Raw genomic sequence first — 16,047 nt, 5'->3', positions numbered from 1 at the left:
AAGAGGCAGCATGAGCGCGACGAACACCCCCCCGGCGTACACCCTTGAAGGACGCACCGCCGTCGTCACCGGTGCCGGAGCAGGGCTCGGCCGTGCGGAGGCACTGGCGCTGGCGAGGCTCGGCGCCGATGTGGTGGTGAACGACGTCGGTCCGTCTGCCGACGACGTGGTCGCCGAGATCAAGGCCCTCGGCACCGGGGCGGTGGCGGTGACCGGTGACGTGGGCGACTGGTCCATGGGCGACCGCCTGGTGCAGGCCGCCGTGGAGAGCTTCGGCAGGCTGGACATCGTCGTCAACAACGCGGGCGTGCTCCGCGACAAGATGCTGTTCAACCTCTCCGAGTCCGACTGGGACGACGTCATCCGGATCCACCTCAAGGGGCACGCCGGTGTGTCCCGCGCGGCGGCGGTCCACTGGCGCGCGGCGAGCAAGTCGTCCGGCGCCCCTGTCTACGGCCGCGTGGTCAACACCTCGTCCGAGGCGTTCCTGTTCGGCTCCCCGGGCCAGCCGAACTACTCCGCCGCCAAAGCCGGCATCACCGCGCTGACCCTGGCCACCGCGCAGGGCCTGGCCCGCTACGGTGTGCGCGCCAACGCGATCTGCCCGAGGGCCCGCACCGCCATGACCGCCGAATCCTTCGGCGCGGGCGTGGAATCCCCGGGCGGCCTCGACATCATGGCTCCCGAGCGGGTCGCCACCCTCGTCGGGCACCTGGCCTCACCGGCCTCCGACGAGATCAACGGGCAGGTCTTCGTCGTCTACGGCGACATGGTCGCCCTGCTCGCCCCGCCCACCGTGGAACAGAAGTTCACCGCCGCGGACGGCACCTTCGGCCCGGAGGAGCTCGACGCCCAGCTGACGCCGTACTTCAGCGGCCGTGAGCCGCACCGGAACTACGCCGCGTACAGCGTCGCCGGACTCGACACGACGGGCACGCAGCAGACCCCGTGAACCGACAGGCGCACCCGGCCGGCACACCCGTCGTCGTCGGCCGGGTCAGCCGCCGTCCGGTCCGGGAGCGAGCAGGAGGTGGCACCCCATCCGCAGGTCGGCGTAGGCCTTCTCCGGAGTGAGACGCTCGTTGAGCCGGGACTGCAGCACCCCGTACCAGAGCAGGATCAGCAGCCGCAGGCGGGTGATGTGGTGTTCCGTCGGCTGCTCCACGCCCCAGGCCCGCAGCAGCAGATCGAGGAATCCCGAGTCGATCCGTGCGAGGTCCGGGACGGACGTGGCACGGGCGGCGTTCGACGACTGGATCATCGCGGTGGCGAGAGCCGGCCTGCGCAGGAGCCGGCGGGTGGCGGTGCGCAGCGTCTCGAAGACGGCGTCCTCGGGCGAGGTGTCCGCGTCGCGCTCCGGCACCCGCGCCGCGAGGCCCTCGATCTGGTCGGCCATCAACGCGGTGAACAGATGGGTCTTCGACGGGAAATAGCGGTACAGGGTACCGATCGCCACCCCCGCGGACTTGGCCACGTCGTGCATCTGCACCTGCTCCAGACCCGTGGCGGCGGCGCGGTCCGCCGCCACCCGCAGGATGCTCTGACGACGTTCGCGCTGTCGTGGCGAACTGGGCTCGGCCCCCGCCCTGGCCTCGGCGATTCTGGGCACCCTTTTCCCTCCCCGTGATTCCTTCAACAGCTCCTCCGACCTTACGCCGGGCCCGGCCCGGCGTCAGCCGCCGCCCACCTGGCGCCGAGGCACCAGCCGTACCGGTCAGCGGGACAGGACCCACCCCGCAGCCCCGGAAACGGTCTGCTGAAACTTCACACCACCGAGCGGCAGGAGGAGCACCCCATGCGGGACGGCCGGCAGGAATGGGACGCCACCCACGATGTGATCGTCGTAGGGTCCGGTGCCGGAGCGATGACCGGAGCCCTGGTGGCTGCCAGGGACGGCCTCGACACCGTCGTACTGGAACGGACGGCGCTGCTCGGCGGCACCTCCGCCTACTCCGGGGCGGCCTGCTGGCTGCCCGGATCCCAGGTGCAGGAACGGGCCGGCCTGGGAGACTCCACCGAGGCGGCCGGAGACTATCTGCGGGCCCTGACCGGTGACGCCGAGGGCGAACGCCGGGACGCCTTCCTGCGGCACGCCCCCGAAGTGGTCGCCCGGCTGGAGGACGACCCGGCCATCGAGTTCGAATGGCGTCCCTTCCCCGACTACGTCGCCGCCCCCGGACGGATGGACGCCGGCCGCTCCTTCGTCCCGCTCGACCTCCCGCCGGACCTTCTCGGCGATCTGCTGCCCCTCGTACGCCCGGCGATCGACCGGGACCGCGCGGGCCAGGGACACCCCGACGCACCGCTGACCGCGGGCCGCGCCCTGATCGGCCGCCTCCTGCTCGCCGCCGTCCGCACCACGAACGCACAGTTCCGCACGGAGCATCACGTCACCGGGCTGGTCACCGAGGACGGCCGGGTCACCGGCGTCGAGGCGCGGACGCCGGACGGCACCGTCCGGATGCGGGCCCGGCGCGGGGTCCTGCTGGCCGCAGGCGGCTTCGAGGGTGACGAGACCCTGCGCGCCGAACACAAGGTGCCGGGCGGTGCCGCGTGGAGCATGGCACCCCGGGGGACCAACACAGGAGAGGTGCTGCGCGCCGCCGTCGAGGCGGGTGCGGCCACCGGCCTGATGGACGAGGCCTGGTGGTGCCCGGGGACCGAGCTCCCCGACGGATCAGCCGCGTTCACCCTCGGCCTGCGCGGCGGACTGGTCGTGGACGGTTCGGGACGGCGTTTCGCCAACGAGTCACTGCCGTACGACCGCATGGGCCGCGCCATAGCCGCCGCCGGGGGAGCGCGGTCGCCCACCTACCTTGTCTTCGACTCCCGCGAGGGCGGCGCGCTGCCCGCCATCACCGTGCCGTCCGTCCGCCCCGAGGACCACCTGGCGGCAGGCACCTGGGTACGGGCGGACTCGCTGCCGGAGCTCGCCGAGCTCATCGGCGTACCGGCGGGGACCCTGACGGACACCGTCGGCCGCTTCAACGGCTTCGCCGCCCGCGGCACAGACGAGGACCACCACCGTGGGGAGGACCCCTACGACCGGTTCTTCGCCGACACCGCGAACGCCCCTGGGCCCAACCCGTGCCTGGTGCCGCTCGACCGCCCGCCGTACTACGCGGCCCGGCTGGTCCTCTCGGACCTCGGCACCAAGGGGGGACTCCGCACGGACGTCCACGCCCGCGTCCTCGACACCGAGGGCCGCCCGCTCCCCGGTCTGTACGCGGCCGGAAACACCAGCGCGTCCTTCACGGGCCGCGTGTATCCGGGCCCCGGCGTCCCCATCGGAACGGCCATGGTCTTCGCCTCGCTGGCCGTCCGGCACATGACCGGGGAGTCCACCGAAACCCCCTGACCCGGTGAGCCCCAGGGCATCCCGGCCAGTGGGATGTCCGGGGCGCGGCCCCGGAACGGCGTTCTACGGTCGCGGCACTCCCGGCCAGTACAAGAGAGGTACTTGATGATCGACAAGAACGTGTACGGGCCGTGGGCGGTCGTCGCCGGAGGGTCCGAGGGCGTCGGCGCCTCGTTCGCCCACCAGCTCGCGGACGCCGGGATCAACCTGGTCCTGATCGCCCGCAAGCCCGGCCCTCTGGAAGAGACCGCCGGCAAGGTGCGCGCCAAGGGCGTGGAGGTCCGCACCCTCGCACTCGACCTGCTCGACCCCGGCGCCCTGGGTTCGGTCCGTGCGGTCACGGACGGTCTCGAGGTCGGCCTGCTGATCTTCAACGCGGGAGCCAACAGTTACGGACACGAGTTCGTCTCCGGCGACCTGGCCCGTGTCCAGGGCGTCCTGGACCTGAACATCACCGCGCAACTCGCCCTCACCCACCACTTCGGGGCGCTCATGAAGGAGCGGGGGCGGGGCGGCATCATGCTCGTCGGCTCGCTCTCCGGCTACCTCGGACAGGCGCAGATCAGCGTCTACTCGGCGGCCAAGGCCTTCAGCCGGGTCTTCGCCGAGGGCCTGTGGCTGGAACTGCGTCCGCACGGTGTGCACGTCCTGGAACTCGTCCTAGGCGTGACCCGGACCCCCGCCATGGTGCGCGCCGGACTGCGCATGGACCTGCCCGGACTGCGCGTCGCGGAGCCGGACGACGTCGCCCGGGAGGGGCTGGAGCACCTCGCCGACGGCCCCGTCCTGGTCGCGGGCGGCAACGCGGCAGCCGCCGAGAAGCGCAGCGGGTTCCCCCGCGCCGACCTTGCTCTGGCAGCCCACGAAGCCTCCAGGAAGATGCTGCCGCCCTCGTCCTGATGTCCCGTCAGCCTCCCGTCGACGCCCGCATGTTCCATCCTTTTCCGGAGAGCAGATGAGCGAGACCGAGCACCCCCTCACGATCCCCGGCGCCCTCGGCCACGCCGCTGCCCTGCATCCCGACCGCGAGGCGGTCGTGGACGGTGAGGTACGGCTGACGTGGGCGCGGCTGCGCGACCGGGTCGGGTCGGCCGTGAAGTCGTTGATCGCCCTCGGCACACGGCCCGGCGACCGGATCGCCCTGTGGGCGCCCAACAGTCACCACTGGGTGGTCGCCGCGCTCGCCGCCACCTCGGCAGGTGCGGTGCTCGTTCCCGTCAACACCCGCTACAAGGGCGCCGAAGCGCGCTGGCTCCTGGAACGCAGCGGCGCACGGCTGTTGTTCGTCGAGAACGGCTTCCTGGGCAAGGACTACCTGGCCATGCTGGCCACCGGGGACGAGGGAGGGCCGGCGCTCCCCCCGGCCACTTTGGAACGAGTGGTGACCTTCGACGCCACCGCGTCCTCCGGGAGCCTGCCCTGGGAGGAATTCCTCCAGCACGGTGCTCACGTGCCCGACGCGGAAGCCACCGCCCGCGCTGCCGCCGTGCGTCCCGACGACCCCTCGGACCTGCTCTTCACCTCGGGCACCACCGGCCGCCCCAAGGGTGCTCTGAGCACGCACCGGCAAAACCTCACCACCTACCGGGCCTGGAGCAGCCGGACCGGTGTGACCGGCGACGACCGCTATCTGATCATCAACCCGCTGTTCCACTGCTTCGGCTACAAGGCGGGGGTACTCGCCTGCCTGCTGCGGGGCGCGGCCATGATCCTGCACCCGGTCTTCGACGTACAGCGGGTGCTTCACACGGTCGAGGCCGAAAGGATCACCGTCCTGCCCGGCCCGCCCACGATCTACACCGAACTGCTGGACGCACCCGGCCGGGACCGCTTCGACCTGGCTTCCCTACGGCTCGCGGTCACCGGATCGGCCGTCGTGCCGGTCGCCCTGGTCCGACGGATGCGTGCCGAGCTCTTTCCCGAGGTGCTCACCGCCTACGGACTGACCGAAAGCTGCGGCACCGTCTCCGCGTGCTCCACCGACGACGACGACCAGACCGTAGCCCTGACCGCGGGCCGCCCCATCGACGGCGTCGAGGTACGGGTGGCAGGGACCGACAGATCCCCGCTGCCGACCGGTCAGGACGGCGAGATCCTGGTACGCGGCTACAACGTGATGCTCGGCTACATGGACGACCCGGCGGCGAACTCCGAGGCCGTCGACGCGGACGGGTGGCTGGCCACCGGGGACGTCGGCCATCTCGACCCCCACGGCAACCTGGTCATCACCGGCCGGCTCAAGGACATGTTCGTGGTCGGCGGATTCAACGTCTACCCGGCCGAGGTCGAGCAGGTGCTCGCCGGACACGAAGCCGTCGCCGAGTCCGTCGTGGTGGGCATTCCCGACGCACGGATGGGAGAGGTCGGACGTGCCTACGTCACCCCGCGCCCGGGCGCCGAGCCCGACCCCGGGGAGCTCATCGGACACTGCCGTGAGCGGCTGGCCAACTTCAAGGTCCCGCGCGAGGTCGTCGTCCTCGGGACACTGCCGCGCAACGCCACCGGCAAGGTGGACAAGTCCGCCCTGCGAACGATCTGAGCCCGACCGGGGCATGGAGGTACGGACAGATGGACAACGAGGTTCTGGAGTCGGTACGCGGTCTGCTGCCGGCCATCGGGAAGCGGGCGGCCGCCACCGACGAGGCGCGGCGCATCCCGGATGCCACGGTGCGTGAGCTGGCGGTGGCCGGTGTCTTCCGGATGCTCCAACCGGCCAGGTTCGGGGGCCTGGAGGGCGACCCGGTCGACTTCTACAGGGTCGTGCGGGAAATCTCCGCGGTGTGCTGCTCCACGGGCTGGGTGGCGTCCGTGCTGGGCGTCCACCCCTGGCAGTTGGGCCTGTTCCCCGAACAGGCACAGCAGGACGCGTGGGGCGAGGACCCGGACACACGCATCTCCTCGTCGTACGCCCCGGTGGGCCGGCTCACCCCCGTCGACGGGGGCTACGAGCTCACCGGCCGGTGGAGCTTCTCCTCGGGCTGCGAGCACGCCTCATGGGCACTGCTCGGCGCACTCGTCGTCGGTGCGCAGGGACGGCCGGTGGACTTCCTCACCGTCCTGGTGCCCCGGACCGACTACCGCATCGAGGACATGTGGGACGTGGTCGGGCTGCGCGGAACCGCCAGCAACGACATCGTCATCGAGTCCGCGTTCGTGCCGGCCCACCGGGTGCTCCGCAACTACGAGCAGGCGCAGCTGAAGGTGCCGGGACAGCGGGTCAACCCGGGACCGTTGTACCGGCTGCCGTTCGGCGCGATCTTCACCAGTGCTGTCACCGCGCCGGTGCTCGGGGCCGTCTCCGGCGGCTACGCGTCGTACGTGTCGCGGATGAAGGAGCGGGTGCGGCTCAGTCTGGGCGGAGGCAGCTTCGCCGAGGACCCGTTCGCCCAGGTCGCCATCGCGCGCGCCGCCTCCGACATCGACGCGACGGTCCTCCAGATGGACCGGAACATGAGAGAACTGACCGAACTCGCCACCGCGGGCCAGAAGATCCCCATGGAGCTGAGGCTGCGCGCCCGGCGCGACCAGGTCCGGGGCACCGAACGGGCCGTCGCCGCGATCGACCTGCTCTTCAAGACCGCCGGCGGCAACGCGCTGCGGCGCGGCAACCCCGTCGAACGCGCCTGGCGCGACGCCCACGCGGGGAGTGTCCACGTCGCCAACGACGTGGAACGCGCCCTCGCCATGTACGGGCGCGGTGCCTTCGGCCTGACGGTCGAGGACAACCTGGTCTGAGGCGCCGGCGGGGAACTCGATGTCGTGTCCCGCCCGGTGTACGAGGAACAGCGCGCCGACAGTCCCCGGCGGCCCACCCGGCCGTCTGCTTCCGTCAAGACAGGGGTTGGCATGGCACTCGATTTGACGCCTTCCGATGGCGTGTTTCCTGTAAGGCGCATCATCGTGGTGTGCGCGTTGATCATCATGCTGTCCGAGATCGCCACGTTCGAGATCCTCATGGTGTACCCGGCGTTGCCCGCGATCGCGACGCACTTCGGCACGGCGAACGTCGCCGCGGTGGTGTCGGCGGTCTCGCTCGCCGGTGCGGTGGTCCTGCCGGTGGCCGGCAAGGTGGCCGACCGGTACGGGAAGAAGAGGGCGATCCTGGTCCTCGGTGGCCTCTTCATCGTGGGCGGCATCATCTGCGCGACGACGGATGTCTACGCACTGCTGATCCTCGGCCGGATCCTGCAGGGCGGCCTGGTCGGCGTGGTGAGCATCTCCTACGCCCTGGTGCGCGACGTCATCCCGCGCAGGTACGTCCCGATCGCGCTCGGCTCGCTCGCCACCGGGGTCGGGATGGGTGCGGTCGTGGGCCCCTTCGCGGCCGGCTGGCTGATCGACGCCTTCGGCTTCCGCAGTGTGTTCTGGTTCATGATCATCTACGTCGGTGTGCTGCTGCCGCTGAATGCCTCGCTGGTGCCGGAGAGCGCTGTGCGGGCGAAGTCCTCGATGGACCTCCCCGGCGCGGCGCTGTTCGGCATCTCCCTCACCGTCATCATCTACGTCATCGGGGAGGGCAGCGACTGGGGCTGGACCTCGGGTGCCACGCTCGGACTCCTGGCTCTCGGCGTCGCACTGCTGGTGGCCTTCGCGATCCGGGAACTCCGGGTGAGTGAACCGCTCGTCGACATACGCGTGCTGACCGGCGCGCCGTTCGTGTGCACGGTGCTCGCGTTCGGGCTGATCTCGTACATGATGACCGCCCACTCGTACATGAACCCGATTCTGCTCAGGGCGGAGCACGTCCCGGGCAACACCTACGGCTCCGGACTCTCGGCGCTGGAGCTCGCGGCGTGGACCGCACCGATGGGGCTGACGGGCATGATCATGGGCCCTCTCGGCGGCTACCTGGCGAAGCGGGTCGGGGCCCGACGGGTCATGATGACGTCCGGAGCCCTGTACGTGGGCGTCATGCTCGTCGCGTCGACGCTGCTCACCGTGCAGTGGCAGGTGGGCCTCCTGAGCTGCGCCGCCGGCTGCGCGGTCGGGTTCCTCCACTCCTCCAATTCCAACCTGGTGCAGGACGCCCTGCCCGAACGGCTGGGCGGCGCGGGCAACAGTGTCGCCGGCATGATCGGGATGCTGGCCGCGGGACTGAGCGTCACCATCACCGGCGAGATCATGGCCGGGAACGTCCGGGAGACGCCGTCCGGCTCGCCGGCGGGCGTCTTCGGCGATGCCGCGTACAGCCAGGCCTACGTGGTCGCCGCGATCGTCGGCGTGGTCGGTCTGCTGATCACCCTGCGCATGAAGCACGGCCGCGAGCCCGCCATGGGAGGGCTCGTCGAGGACGGGTCGGCCGAGGCCGCCCGCGACGGGTCGGACGTCCCGGCGAAGGGATCAGCCGTCTGAGGCGGGTGGGCGTCCCTCGGTACGGCGAGGCTGCCGTCCGGCGGACGGGACGCCCCGGCGCACCACGAGGACGGGCCCCTGACCGGCTCCCAGGAGCCGGCAGGGGCCCGTTCCGGTGCTCGTCGCCCCGACGCTCAGGGGTGGTTGGGCATATTGGTCCAGCCCTTGCGGTCCTCACGGGCGTACCAGCCGGATGCGGCGAGGGTGCCGCCGTCGACGGGGACCGTGTGCCCCGTGACGAACCGGGCCTCGTCCGAGGCGAGGAAGGCGACCACCGAGGCGTAGTCGTTGACGTGGCCGAAGCGGCCCAACGGGATCCAGCTGCGCAGCAGTTCGGGATCGCGTCCGCGGAGCATCGCGTCGTGCGGGGTCTGCGGGGTGTCGGCGAGGTCCGGGGCGATCGCGTTGACGCGGACCCCGTACTGCCCGGTCTCGACGGCGAGGCTCTTGGTGAACGCCGAGACTCCGGCGTTGTAGCCCGAGTACGCCGCGTTGGCGGGGATGCCGCGGAAGGCTTCCACGGTGGAGTTGTTCACGATGCTGCCGGAGCGCTGCTCGACCATCGTGGGCAGCAGGGCGTGGGTCACCTTGAGCACGTGCAGCAGGTTCAACTCGTAGAGCCGCTGCCACTGGTCCGGCCTGCTGTGCAGGAAGTCCCGGCTGGCGGGACGGAAGTCGCCGACGTTGTTGACGAGCACGTCGACGCGGCCCCGCACGGCGACAGCCTCGGTGAGCGCGGCCACGGTCCGGTCCTCGACCACGTCGCCGATCACCGTGATCACCCGGCCACCGGACTCGGTGATCTCGGCCGCCGTCTTCTCGGCGGCGGCTGCATCGATGTCATTGAGGATGACCAGGTCACCGAGGCCGGCCAGGCGGCGGCTCACGGCACCGCCGATTCCCAGCGCGCCTCCGGTGACGACGCTGACCCGGGGGACGGTGGGGCCGGCCGCGCTCATGAGGAACCTCCGTTGTCGTCGGTGCGGGACCGGCGTACGTCCTGCGTGTGGATGAAGTCGATGTGCAGTTCCCGGCGGGCAAGCCGCCACCGCCCGCCGGCTCTGGCATAGCGGTCGTGGTAGCGCAGGTGCCAGACCAGGTCGGCGGTGCGCTCCCCGCGCCGGGTCAGGTGATGGGCGACGCCGGTGACCCGGCCGGCCGCGGTGTCCGGCGTCGCGCCCGGATCGAACACCGCGCCGAGCACGGCGTGGCACGTCAGCGGGACCTCGTCGAGCGCCGCGAGTGCGGCTTCGATGGCGAGGCGCCCGGTGTGTTCGACGACGGGATCGAGCTCGCGGGGCGGCGCGGGCATGGCCAGTACCGCATCGTCGGTGAACAGGCCTGCTACTGCGTCGAATCGGCGGTCGTCGACCTGGGCGGCGTACCGGCAGACCAGGTCGTGCAACTCCATCCGGTCCGCGGCGGAGAGCGTCACGACAGGCCGAGCCGTTGCGCGCAGTCGGACAGCGCGTCCTTCGCCTCGGCCAGATCCGTGGTCGGCGGCATGGCCAGCACGATCCGGTCGGCGCCCTGCCCGGCCAGCTTCTCCGCGCGCTCGGGGTTGATCCGGGTGACCAGGTGACCGAGGGAAAGCTCCAGCGCGTCCGGGTCCCGGCCCGCGCGTTCGGCCTCCTCACGCATCAGCGCCACCAGGGCGGCGAGTTCGTCGCCGACCACACCCAACGGCTGGAGCCCGTCGCCGTGGCGTCCGGCCCGCCGGGCCGCCGCCCGGCTGTGCCCGCCGATGTGGATCGGCACCCCGCCGGGCCGTACGGGCTTGGGGTAGCTCATGGCGCCGTCGAAGTCGAAGAACTCGCCGTGGTGGTCGACGCCGTTCTCCGAGGTGTCCGACCACAGCTCACGGAGGACCGCGAGCTGTTCGTCGGCGCGCCTGCCGCGGGTCTCGAAGCGGGTGCCGCAGGCCTCGATCTCCTCCTTCATCCAGCCCATGCCGGCGCAGACCCGCAGCCGGCCGCCGGAGAGCGCGTCAATGCTCGCGAGGCGCTTGGCCAGCACGACGGGGTGGTGGTTGGGCAGCACCAGCACGCCGGTGGCCAGGCCGAGGGTGGTGGTCCGCCCGGCCAGGAAGGCCAGGAGATCGAGGGGGTCGGGGATGTCGCAGGTGTCCGCCAGCTCCATCTTCCCGGAGGTGTCATAGGGGTAGACGCTGGAGTAGCGGCTGATGACCACGGCGTGTTCCACGGCCACGATCGATTCGAAGCCGCAGGCCTCCACATGCCGGGCAAACTCGGAGATCCACTCCGGACTCGCGGTGGTACCTGCTCCGACGGGGGCTATCACAGCAAACTTCATGGCAGCGACCGTATCCGCGACACCGCACGGGGCACGGCCGGATTCCCGGTCACCGGGAGCCGGTCCCCGCGGTGCTCACCCCGGCCCGGTGGGCGCCTTCGCCGCCAGATAGCGCGCGGGGAACTCCCCGCCCCCGTGCACCGCCAGATCCGCCCCGTTGACGTATCCGGACAGACCGCCCGCGAGGAACAGGCAGGCGCGGGCGACATCGCCGGGGACCGCCATGCGCGCCATCGGGATGACGCCCGCCACCGCCGCACCGCCGTCCGGGCCGTAGACCGACGCCGCGCTCTCGGTGCGGATCAGCCCCGTGGTGATGTGGTTGACCCGGACCGCCGGCGCCCACTCCAGGGCCAGCGCCTTGGTGAGGGCCAGCAGTCCGGCCTTGGCGGCCGTGTAGGCCGCGGTGCCCGGCTGCGGGTCCTGGCCGGAGACACTGCCGATGTTGATGACCGACCCACCACCGTCCTGGGCCCGCATGACGCGGTGGGCCGCCTGCGCCACGTAGAACGGCGCGAGGAGGTTGAGTGCGACGATCTTCTCGACGAAGCGGGGCGAGACGGTCGCCGCGTCGGCGTCCGGCGAGCCGCCCGCGTTGTTGACGAGTACGTCGAGCCGGCCGAAGCGTTCCACCGCGGCGTCCACCAGCGAGGACGCCGCCGCCGGATCGCGCACATCGGCCGGGACGAAGACCGCCTCCCGGCCCCCGGCCGCGGGCAGGGTGTCCGGGGTGTTGCGGCCGCAGATCACCACGTCCGCCCCGGCACCGAGAAACGCCCCGGCGATGGCGGCACCGATTCCCTTGGTGCCGCCGGTGACCAGCACCACGCGTGAGGTGAAGTCCAACGGGTTGCCGATGTCCATGCGTTGCGCCCCTTCTCTGTCTGCCGGGATGTACTCAGTGGGTGGTCAGTCCGAGCCCGGCTGCGAGCCGCGCCCGGTGGTGCGCGGGCGCGCCGAACAGCTCGCCGGACCCGTGCGCCCGCTTGAAGTAGCGGTGCGCGTCGTGCTCCCAGGTGATCCCGATGCCGCCGTGCAGCTGGATCATCTCGCCGGCCACCGCCGAGAACGCCTCGGAGCAGACGGACTTCGCGACGGCGGCGGCCCTCGGCAGCGCGCCCGGATCCTCGTCCGCGGCGAACGCGGCACCGAGGGCCGCCGAGCGCGCCGACTCCACCAGTACGTAGGCGTCCGCCAGGCGGTGCTTGACGGCCTGGAAGGAGCCGATGGGCCGGCCGAACTGCACCCGGTCCCTGGCGTATGCGACGGTGAGCTCCAGACACCGGGCGGCGGCGCCCACCTGCTCGGCCGCGAGCGCCGCGCACGCCAGGTCCCTCACGTGCTCCAGGACCCGCGCGCCGTCGCCGTCCGCGCCCAGCAGGCGCCCGGCGGCACCGTCCAGGACCCAACGGGCCTGGCCCCTGGTCCCGTCCATGGTGGGCAGGGGTGTCCGGCGTACCCCGGCGGCGCCCGGGTCCACCTCGAAGAGCGTGACACCGGCGGCCGTACGGGCGGCGACGAGCAGCACGCCGATGCCCGGCCAGTCCAGCACATGCTCCTTGGCCCCGGTGAGCAGCCAGCCGCCCTCCGCGCCGCGTACCGCCTCGGTGCGGAGGGCGGCCGGCTCCCAGGAACCCTCCTCGGCCCAGGCCAGCGTGCCCACGGATGTGCCGTCGGCGAGCCCCGGGAGCAGCCGCCCGCAGGCCTCCTTGTCGCCTGAGGCGAGCAGCGCCCCGGCCGTGAGGACCGCCGAGCCCAGACACGGCAGCGGGCTCAGGCTCCGCCCCAGCTCCTCCATCAGCACATGGACGTCCCGGGCGCCGCCGCCCACCCCGCCGTACTCCTCCGGAACGGCGAGTGCGGCCGCGCCCATCTGTGTGGCCAACGGCCCCCAGGCTGCCTCACCCTGATGATGTGTCAGCAGCGACCGTACGGCCGACCGCAACTCTTCCTGCTCCTCGGTCAGCCTCATCCGGGCTGCTCCCCTCGCTGTGCGGACTCGGGTGGATGTCAGACGGTCAGTACGCGGGCCCGGCAGGCCGCAGGGGTGCCCCAGGCCTCCCGCAACGGGCGGGCCTTGCGGATCCACAGGGACAGGTCGAGCTCGTCCGTGTAGCCCACGGCCCCGTGCAGCTGGAGAGCCGTACGCGCCGCCCCGTAGGCGGCCTCACCAGCCGCGACCTTGGCCGCGGCGATGTCGCGGCCCGCTCCTTCGTCACCGACGGCGAGCGCCAGCGCCGCGCCTCGCACCAGCGGTTCGGCGAACTCCAGGGCCACCAGGGTGTCCGCAAGCCGGTGCTTGACCGCCTGGAAGGAGCCGATGGGGACCCCGAACTGGGTGCGCCCGGTGACGTATTCGACGGTACGGTCCAGCAGCGCCCGGCCGACCCCCAGCGCCTGCGCCGCGGTGACCAGCGCCGCCACATCGGCGGCGTACGCGGCGGCCGCGGTCACGGCAGGACCCCGGGCCAGGACCGTCCCGCCGGATGGCCGCGACAGCCGCCGCCCCGGATCGGCCGACGGTTGTACGGGCCCCTGGGCCGCGGCCACGGACAGGGTGTCGCCGTCCACCACGAACACCGGATCGGCGGCGTCGGCGTCCAGGGCGTACGGGCTGAGGGAGGTGAGACAGAGAGTGGTGACGGTCGTGCCCGAGGCGATTCCCGGCAGCCGGGCTGCGGCCACCTCGTCATCGCCGAGCCGGTCGACAAGCGCCGCCGCTGCCACCGTCTCGACCAGCGGGCCGGGCACCGCGTGACGGCCCAACTCCTTGAAGGACACGGCAAGTTCGACGGGAAGTACGCCGGATCCATCGTGCCGCTGCGGCACGGCGAGCGCGAACACCCCGGCCCCGGCCAGCCGTTTCCAGACCGCCTGCCCCGGTCCATGGTCGCCGCGCGCCCAGGCCCGTACCGCGGCCGGGACGTCGCACGAGGTGAGCAGACCGTCGAGCGAACGGGCGAAGTCCCGCTGCTCGGTGTCCAGGAAGAAGCGCATCACCGGCGTCCCTTCGGAAGGCCGAGCAGCCGCTCGGCGATGATGTCGCGCTGGATCTCGTTGGTGCCCGCGTAGACGGGGCCTGCCAGGGCGAAGGTGTAGCCATCGGCCCAGCTCCCGTGGGCGGGCGATTCGGGTGCGTGGTCGGCGAGTTCGGCGTGCGGGCCGAGGAGATCGAGCGCCGTCTCGTGCAGGGCGATGTCCAGCTCGGACCAGTAGATCTTGTTGAGGCTGGACGCGGCCCCCGCGGGTCCGCCCTCGTCGTGCAGCACGTGTGAGGCGCCCGCGTAGGAGAACAGCCGGTAGGCGCGGGCCCCGATCACCGCGTCGGCGACCCGGTCGCGCAGGGCCGTGTCCGCCGGGTCGCCGTGTTCGCGCCACAGGGCGGTCAGCCGGTCGGCGGCGGCCGTGAAGCGGCCCGGGCTGCGCAGGGTGAGTCCGCGCTCGTTGCCCGTGGTGCTCATCGCGACCCGCCAGCCCTGCCCCGGTTCGCCGATGACGTCCTCGTCAGGGACGAACACCTCGTCCAGGAAGATTTCGGCGAAGGCGGGCTTCCCGTCGAGCCGCCCGATGGGTCGCACCGTGACCCCCTCGGCGTCCAGCGGGAACATCAGATAGGTCAGCCCCCGGTGCGGCCGGTCCGCGTCCGGGTCGCTGCGGAAGAGCCCGAAGGCCCGGTCGGCGAAGGCGGCCCTGGAGGACCAGGTCTTCTGGCCGCTCAGCAGCCAGCCGCCCTCGGTCCGCGCGGCCGTCGAACGCAGCGAGGCCAGGTCGGATCCTGCCTCGGGCTCGGACCAGGCCTGCGCCCAGATGACCTCGCCGCGTGCCATCGCGGGCAGGATCCGGGCCCGCTGCCCGGGGGTCCCGTGCTCGAAGAGGGTGGGGGCCAGCAGGTTGACGCCGTTCTGGCTGACCCGGCCGGGAGCCCCGGCGGCGTAGTACTCCTCCTCGAAGACCAGCCAGCGCAGCAGGGAGCTCCCGCGCCCGCCGTACTCCTCGGGCCAGGAGACCGCCGAGAGGCGGTCGGCGGCCAGTGTGGCCTCCCACTCCCGGTGGGCGGCGAAGCCCTCGGCGGTCTCCAGGGACGGCAGGGGAGAGGCCGGGACGTGAGCGGCCAGCCAAGCGTGTACCTCGGTGCGGAACTCCTCGTCGGCCGCGTCGAATTCGATGTCCATCAGCCGCCCGCCTTCTTCATCGCCCGGATGTCCATGCCGCCGAGCGCGTCCGGTGCGGTCTCGGCGTTGTGGGCGTGCGCCAGGTGGTGCAGGCCGAACACCGAGTCCAGGCCGGTGTGCAGACCCTGGAGGTCCTCGGCCTGGTTGACGGCACGCTTGGTCAGGGCGAGGCCCAGGCGCGGCATCTCGGCGATGCGCAGGGCCAGTTCACGGGTGCGGTCGGCCAGCTCCTCACGCGGCACGACCCGGTTGACCATGCCGACCTCGTACGCCCTGGCGGCGCTCATGCGGTCACCCGTGTAGAGGAACTCCTTGGCGATCCGCGGCGGCATCACCCACGGGTGGGCGAAGTACTCGACGCCGGGTATGCCCATCCGGACCACGGGATCGGCGAAGAAGGCGTCATCCGATGCCACGATCAGGTCGCACACCCAGGCCAGCATCAGACCGCCCGCCACACACGCGCCCTGCACGGAGGCGACGACCGGCTTGGGCAGTTCCCGCCACCGGCGGCACATCCCCAGATACACCTCGGACTCACGGGCGAAGCGGCTCTCCGCGCCCTCCTTGTCCGAGTGGTCCCACCAGAGCCCCGCCCTGCGCTCGAACGGCAGATGGGAGTCCCGCTCCGGTGTGCCGATGTCATGGCCGGCGGAGAAGTGCTTGCCCGCCCCGGCCAGGACGACGGTCTTCACCTCACTGTCGTCGGCCGCGCGGTAGAACGCCCGGTCCAGGGCGTAGGTCATCGCGGAGTTCTGCGCGTTGCGGTAGTCGGGCCGGTTCATCGTCACCGTCGCCACCGGGCCCTGCTTCTCGTAGCGGACCGGTTCGTCGTGGGCATCGGACATGGTG

At 71.9% G+C, this 16,047-nt stretch carries 15 protein-coding genes; 6 read left to right on the top strand and 9 right to left on the bottom strand.

All coding sequences use genetic code 11. The features are described from left to right. Positions 1 to 10 precede the first annotated feature (10 nt). On the top strand, positions 11 to 952 hold the full coding sequence (locus AB0C75_RS17485) for a 3-oxoacyl-ACP reductase (RefSeq protein ID WP_362891624.1): 942 nt from the start codon (positions 11 to 13) through the stop codon (positions 950 to 952). Positions 953 to 997: 45 nt separating this feature from the next. On the opposite strand, the gene AB0C75_RS17480 is transcribed toward AB0C75_RS17485, so the two are convergent. Beyond that, positions 998 to 1,609, bottom strand: coding sequence for a TetR family transcriptional regulator (locus AB0C75_RS17480; RefSeq protein ID WP_362891622.1), 612 nt, complete (start codon positions 1,607 to 1,609; stop codon positions 998 to 1,000). A 186-nt stretch (positions 1,610 to 1,795) separates the two neighbouring features. On the opposite strand from AB0C75_RS17480, the gene AB0C75_RS17475 reads away from it, so the two are divergent. The 5 genes from AB0C75_RS17475 to AB0C75_RS17455 all read left to right on the top strand — a co-directional run bounded on the left by AB0C75_RS17475 (position 1,796) and on the right by AB0C75_RS17455 (position 8,710). Beyond that, positions 1,796 to 3,358, top strand: a complete 1,563-nt coding sequence (locus AB0C75_RS17475; RefSeq protein ID WP_362891620.1) for an FAD-dependent oxidoreductase — start codon at positions 1,796 to 1,798, stop codon at positions 3,356 to 3,358. A 105-nt stretch (positions 3,359 to 3,463) separates the two neighbouring features. Further along, on the top strand, positions 3,464 to 4,258 hold the full coding sequence (locus tag AB0C75_RS17470) for an SDR family NAD(P)-dependent oxidoreductase (RefSeq protein WP_362891619.1): 795 nt from the start codon (positions 3,464 to 3,466) through the stop codon (positions 4,256 to 4,258). Between the two features lie 55 nt (positions 4,259 to 4,313). Further along, positions 4,314 to 5,897, top strand: a complete 1,584-nt coding sequence (locus tag AB0C75_RS17465) for a FadD3 family acyl-CoA ligase (protein WP_362891617.1) — start codon at positions 4,314 to 4,316, stop codon at positions 5,895 to 5,897. Between the two features lie 29 nt (positions 5,898 to 5,926). Further along, complete coding sequence (gene hsaA / locus AB0C75_RS17460) at positions 5,927 to 7,093, top strand: 3-hydroxy-9,10-secoandrosta-1,3,5(10)-triene-9,17-dione monooxygenase oxygenase subunit (RefSeq protein WP_362891615.1); 1,167 nt, start codon at positions 5,927 to 5,929, stop codon at positions 7,091 to 7,093. A 186-nt stretch (positions 7,094 to 7,279) separates the two neighbouring features. Beyond that, complete coding sequence (locus AB0C75_RS17455) at positions 7,280 to 8,710, top strand: MFS transporter (protein WP_362891896.1); 1,431 nt, start codon at positions 7,280 to 7,282, stop codon at positions 8,708 to 8,710. Positions 8,711 to 8,844: 134 nt separating this feature from the next. Here the strand turns inward: AB0C75_RS17455 and AB0C75_RS17450 are convergent, their stop codons facing one another. The 8 genes from AB0C75_RS17450 to AB0C75_RS17415 all read right to left on the bottom strand — a co-directional run bounded on the left by AB0C75_RS17450 (position 8,845) and on the right by AB0C75_RS17415 (position 16,043). Next, positions 8,845 to 9,669 carry an SDR family NAD(P)-dependent oxidoreductase gene (locus AB0C75_RS17450; RefSeq protein WP_362891613.1) on the bottom strand — a complete coding sequence of 275 codons (825 nt, stop codon included), beginning with the start codon at positions 9,667 to 9,669 and terminating at the stop codon, positions 8,845 to 8,847. Continuing rightward, positions 9,666 to 10,145, bottom strand: coding sequence for a nuclear transport factor 2 family protein (locus AB0C75_RS17445; RefSeq protein ID WP_362891611.1), 480 nt, complete (start codon positions 10,143 to 10,145; stop codon positions 9,666 to 9,668). The genes AB0C75_RS17450 and AB0C75_RS17445 overlap by 4 nt, the downstream gene beginning before the upstream one ends. After that, positions 10,142 to 11,023 carry an LLM class F420-dependent oxidoreductase gene (locus tag AB0C75_RS17440; protein WP_362891609.1) on the bottom strand — a complete coding sequence of 294 codons (882 nt, stop codon included), beginning with the start codon at positions 11,021 to 11,023 and terminating at the stop codon, positions 10,142 to 10,144. The genes AB0C75_RS17445 and AB0C75_RS17440 overlap by 4 nt, the downstream gene beginning before the upstream one ends. Before the next feature lie 75 nt (positions 11,024 to 11,098). Continuing rightward, positions 11,099 to 11,887, bottom strand: a complete 789-nt coding sequence (locus AB0C75_RS17435; protein ID WP_362891607.1) for an SDR family oxidoreductase — start codon at positions 11,885 to 11,887, stop codon at positions 11,099 to 11,101. Positions 11,888 to 11,921: 34 nt separating this feature from the next. Then, positions 11,922 to 12,995 (bottom strand): acyl-CoA dehydrogenase family protein, encoded by a 1,074-nt coding sequence (locus tag AB0C75_RS17430; RefSeq protein ID WP_362891605.1) that lies wholly within the window; start codon positions 12,993 to 12,995, stop codon positions 11,922 to 11,924. 38 nt (positions 12,996 to 13,033) lie between these two features. Then, positions 13,034 to 14,020 carry an acyl-CoA dehydrogenase family protein gene (locus AB0C75_RS17425; RefSeq protein ID WP_362891603.1) on the bottom strand — a complete coding sequence of 329 codons (987 nt, stop codon included), beginning with the start codon at positions 14,018 to 14,020 and terminating at the stop codon, positions 13,034 to 13,036. Next, positions 14,020 to 15,195, bottom strand: a complete 1,176-nt coding sequence (locus AB0C75_RS17420; protein WP_362891601.1) for an acyl-CoA dehydrogenase family protein — start codon at positions 15,193 to 15,195, stop codon at positions 14,020 to 14,022. The genes AB0C75_RS17425 and AB0C75_RS17420 overlap by 1 nt, the downstream gene beginning before the upstream one ends. Then, positions 15,195 to 16,043 carry an enoyl-CoA hydratase gene (locus AB0C75_RS17415; protein WP_362891599.1) on the bottom strand — a complete coding sequence of 283 codons (849 nt, stop codon included), beginning with the start codon at positions 16,041 to 16,043 and terminating at the stop codon, positions 15,195 to 15,197. Before AB0C75_RS17415 ends, AB0C75_RS17420 begins: the two co-directional genes overlap by 1 nt. Positions 16,044 to 16,047: the final 4 nt, after the last annotated feature.

The organism is Streptomyces sp. NPDC048565 (genome assembly GCF_040650935.1).
Classification (GTDB): domain Bacteria; phylum Actinomycetota; class Actinomycetes; order Streptomycetales; family Streptomycetaceae; genus Streptomyces.
Note: the sequence above shows the minus strand (reverse complement) of the source record. Positions and strands in the feature narration are given on the sequence as shown.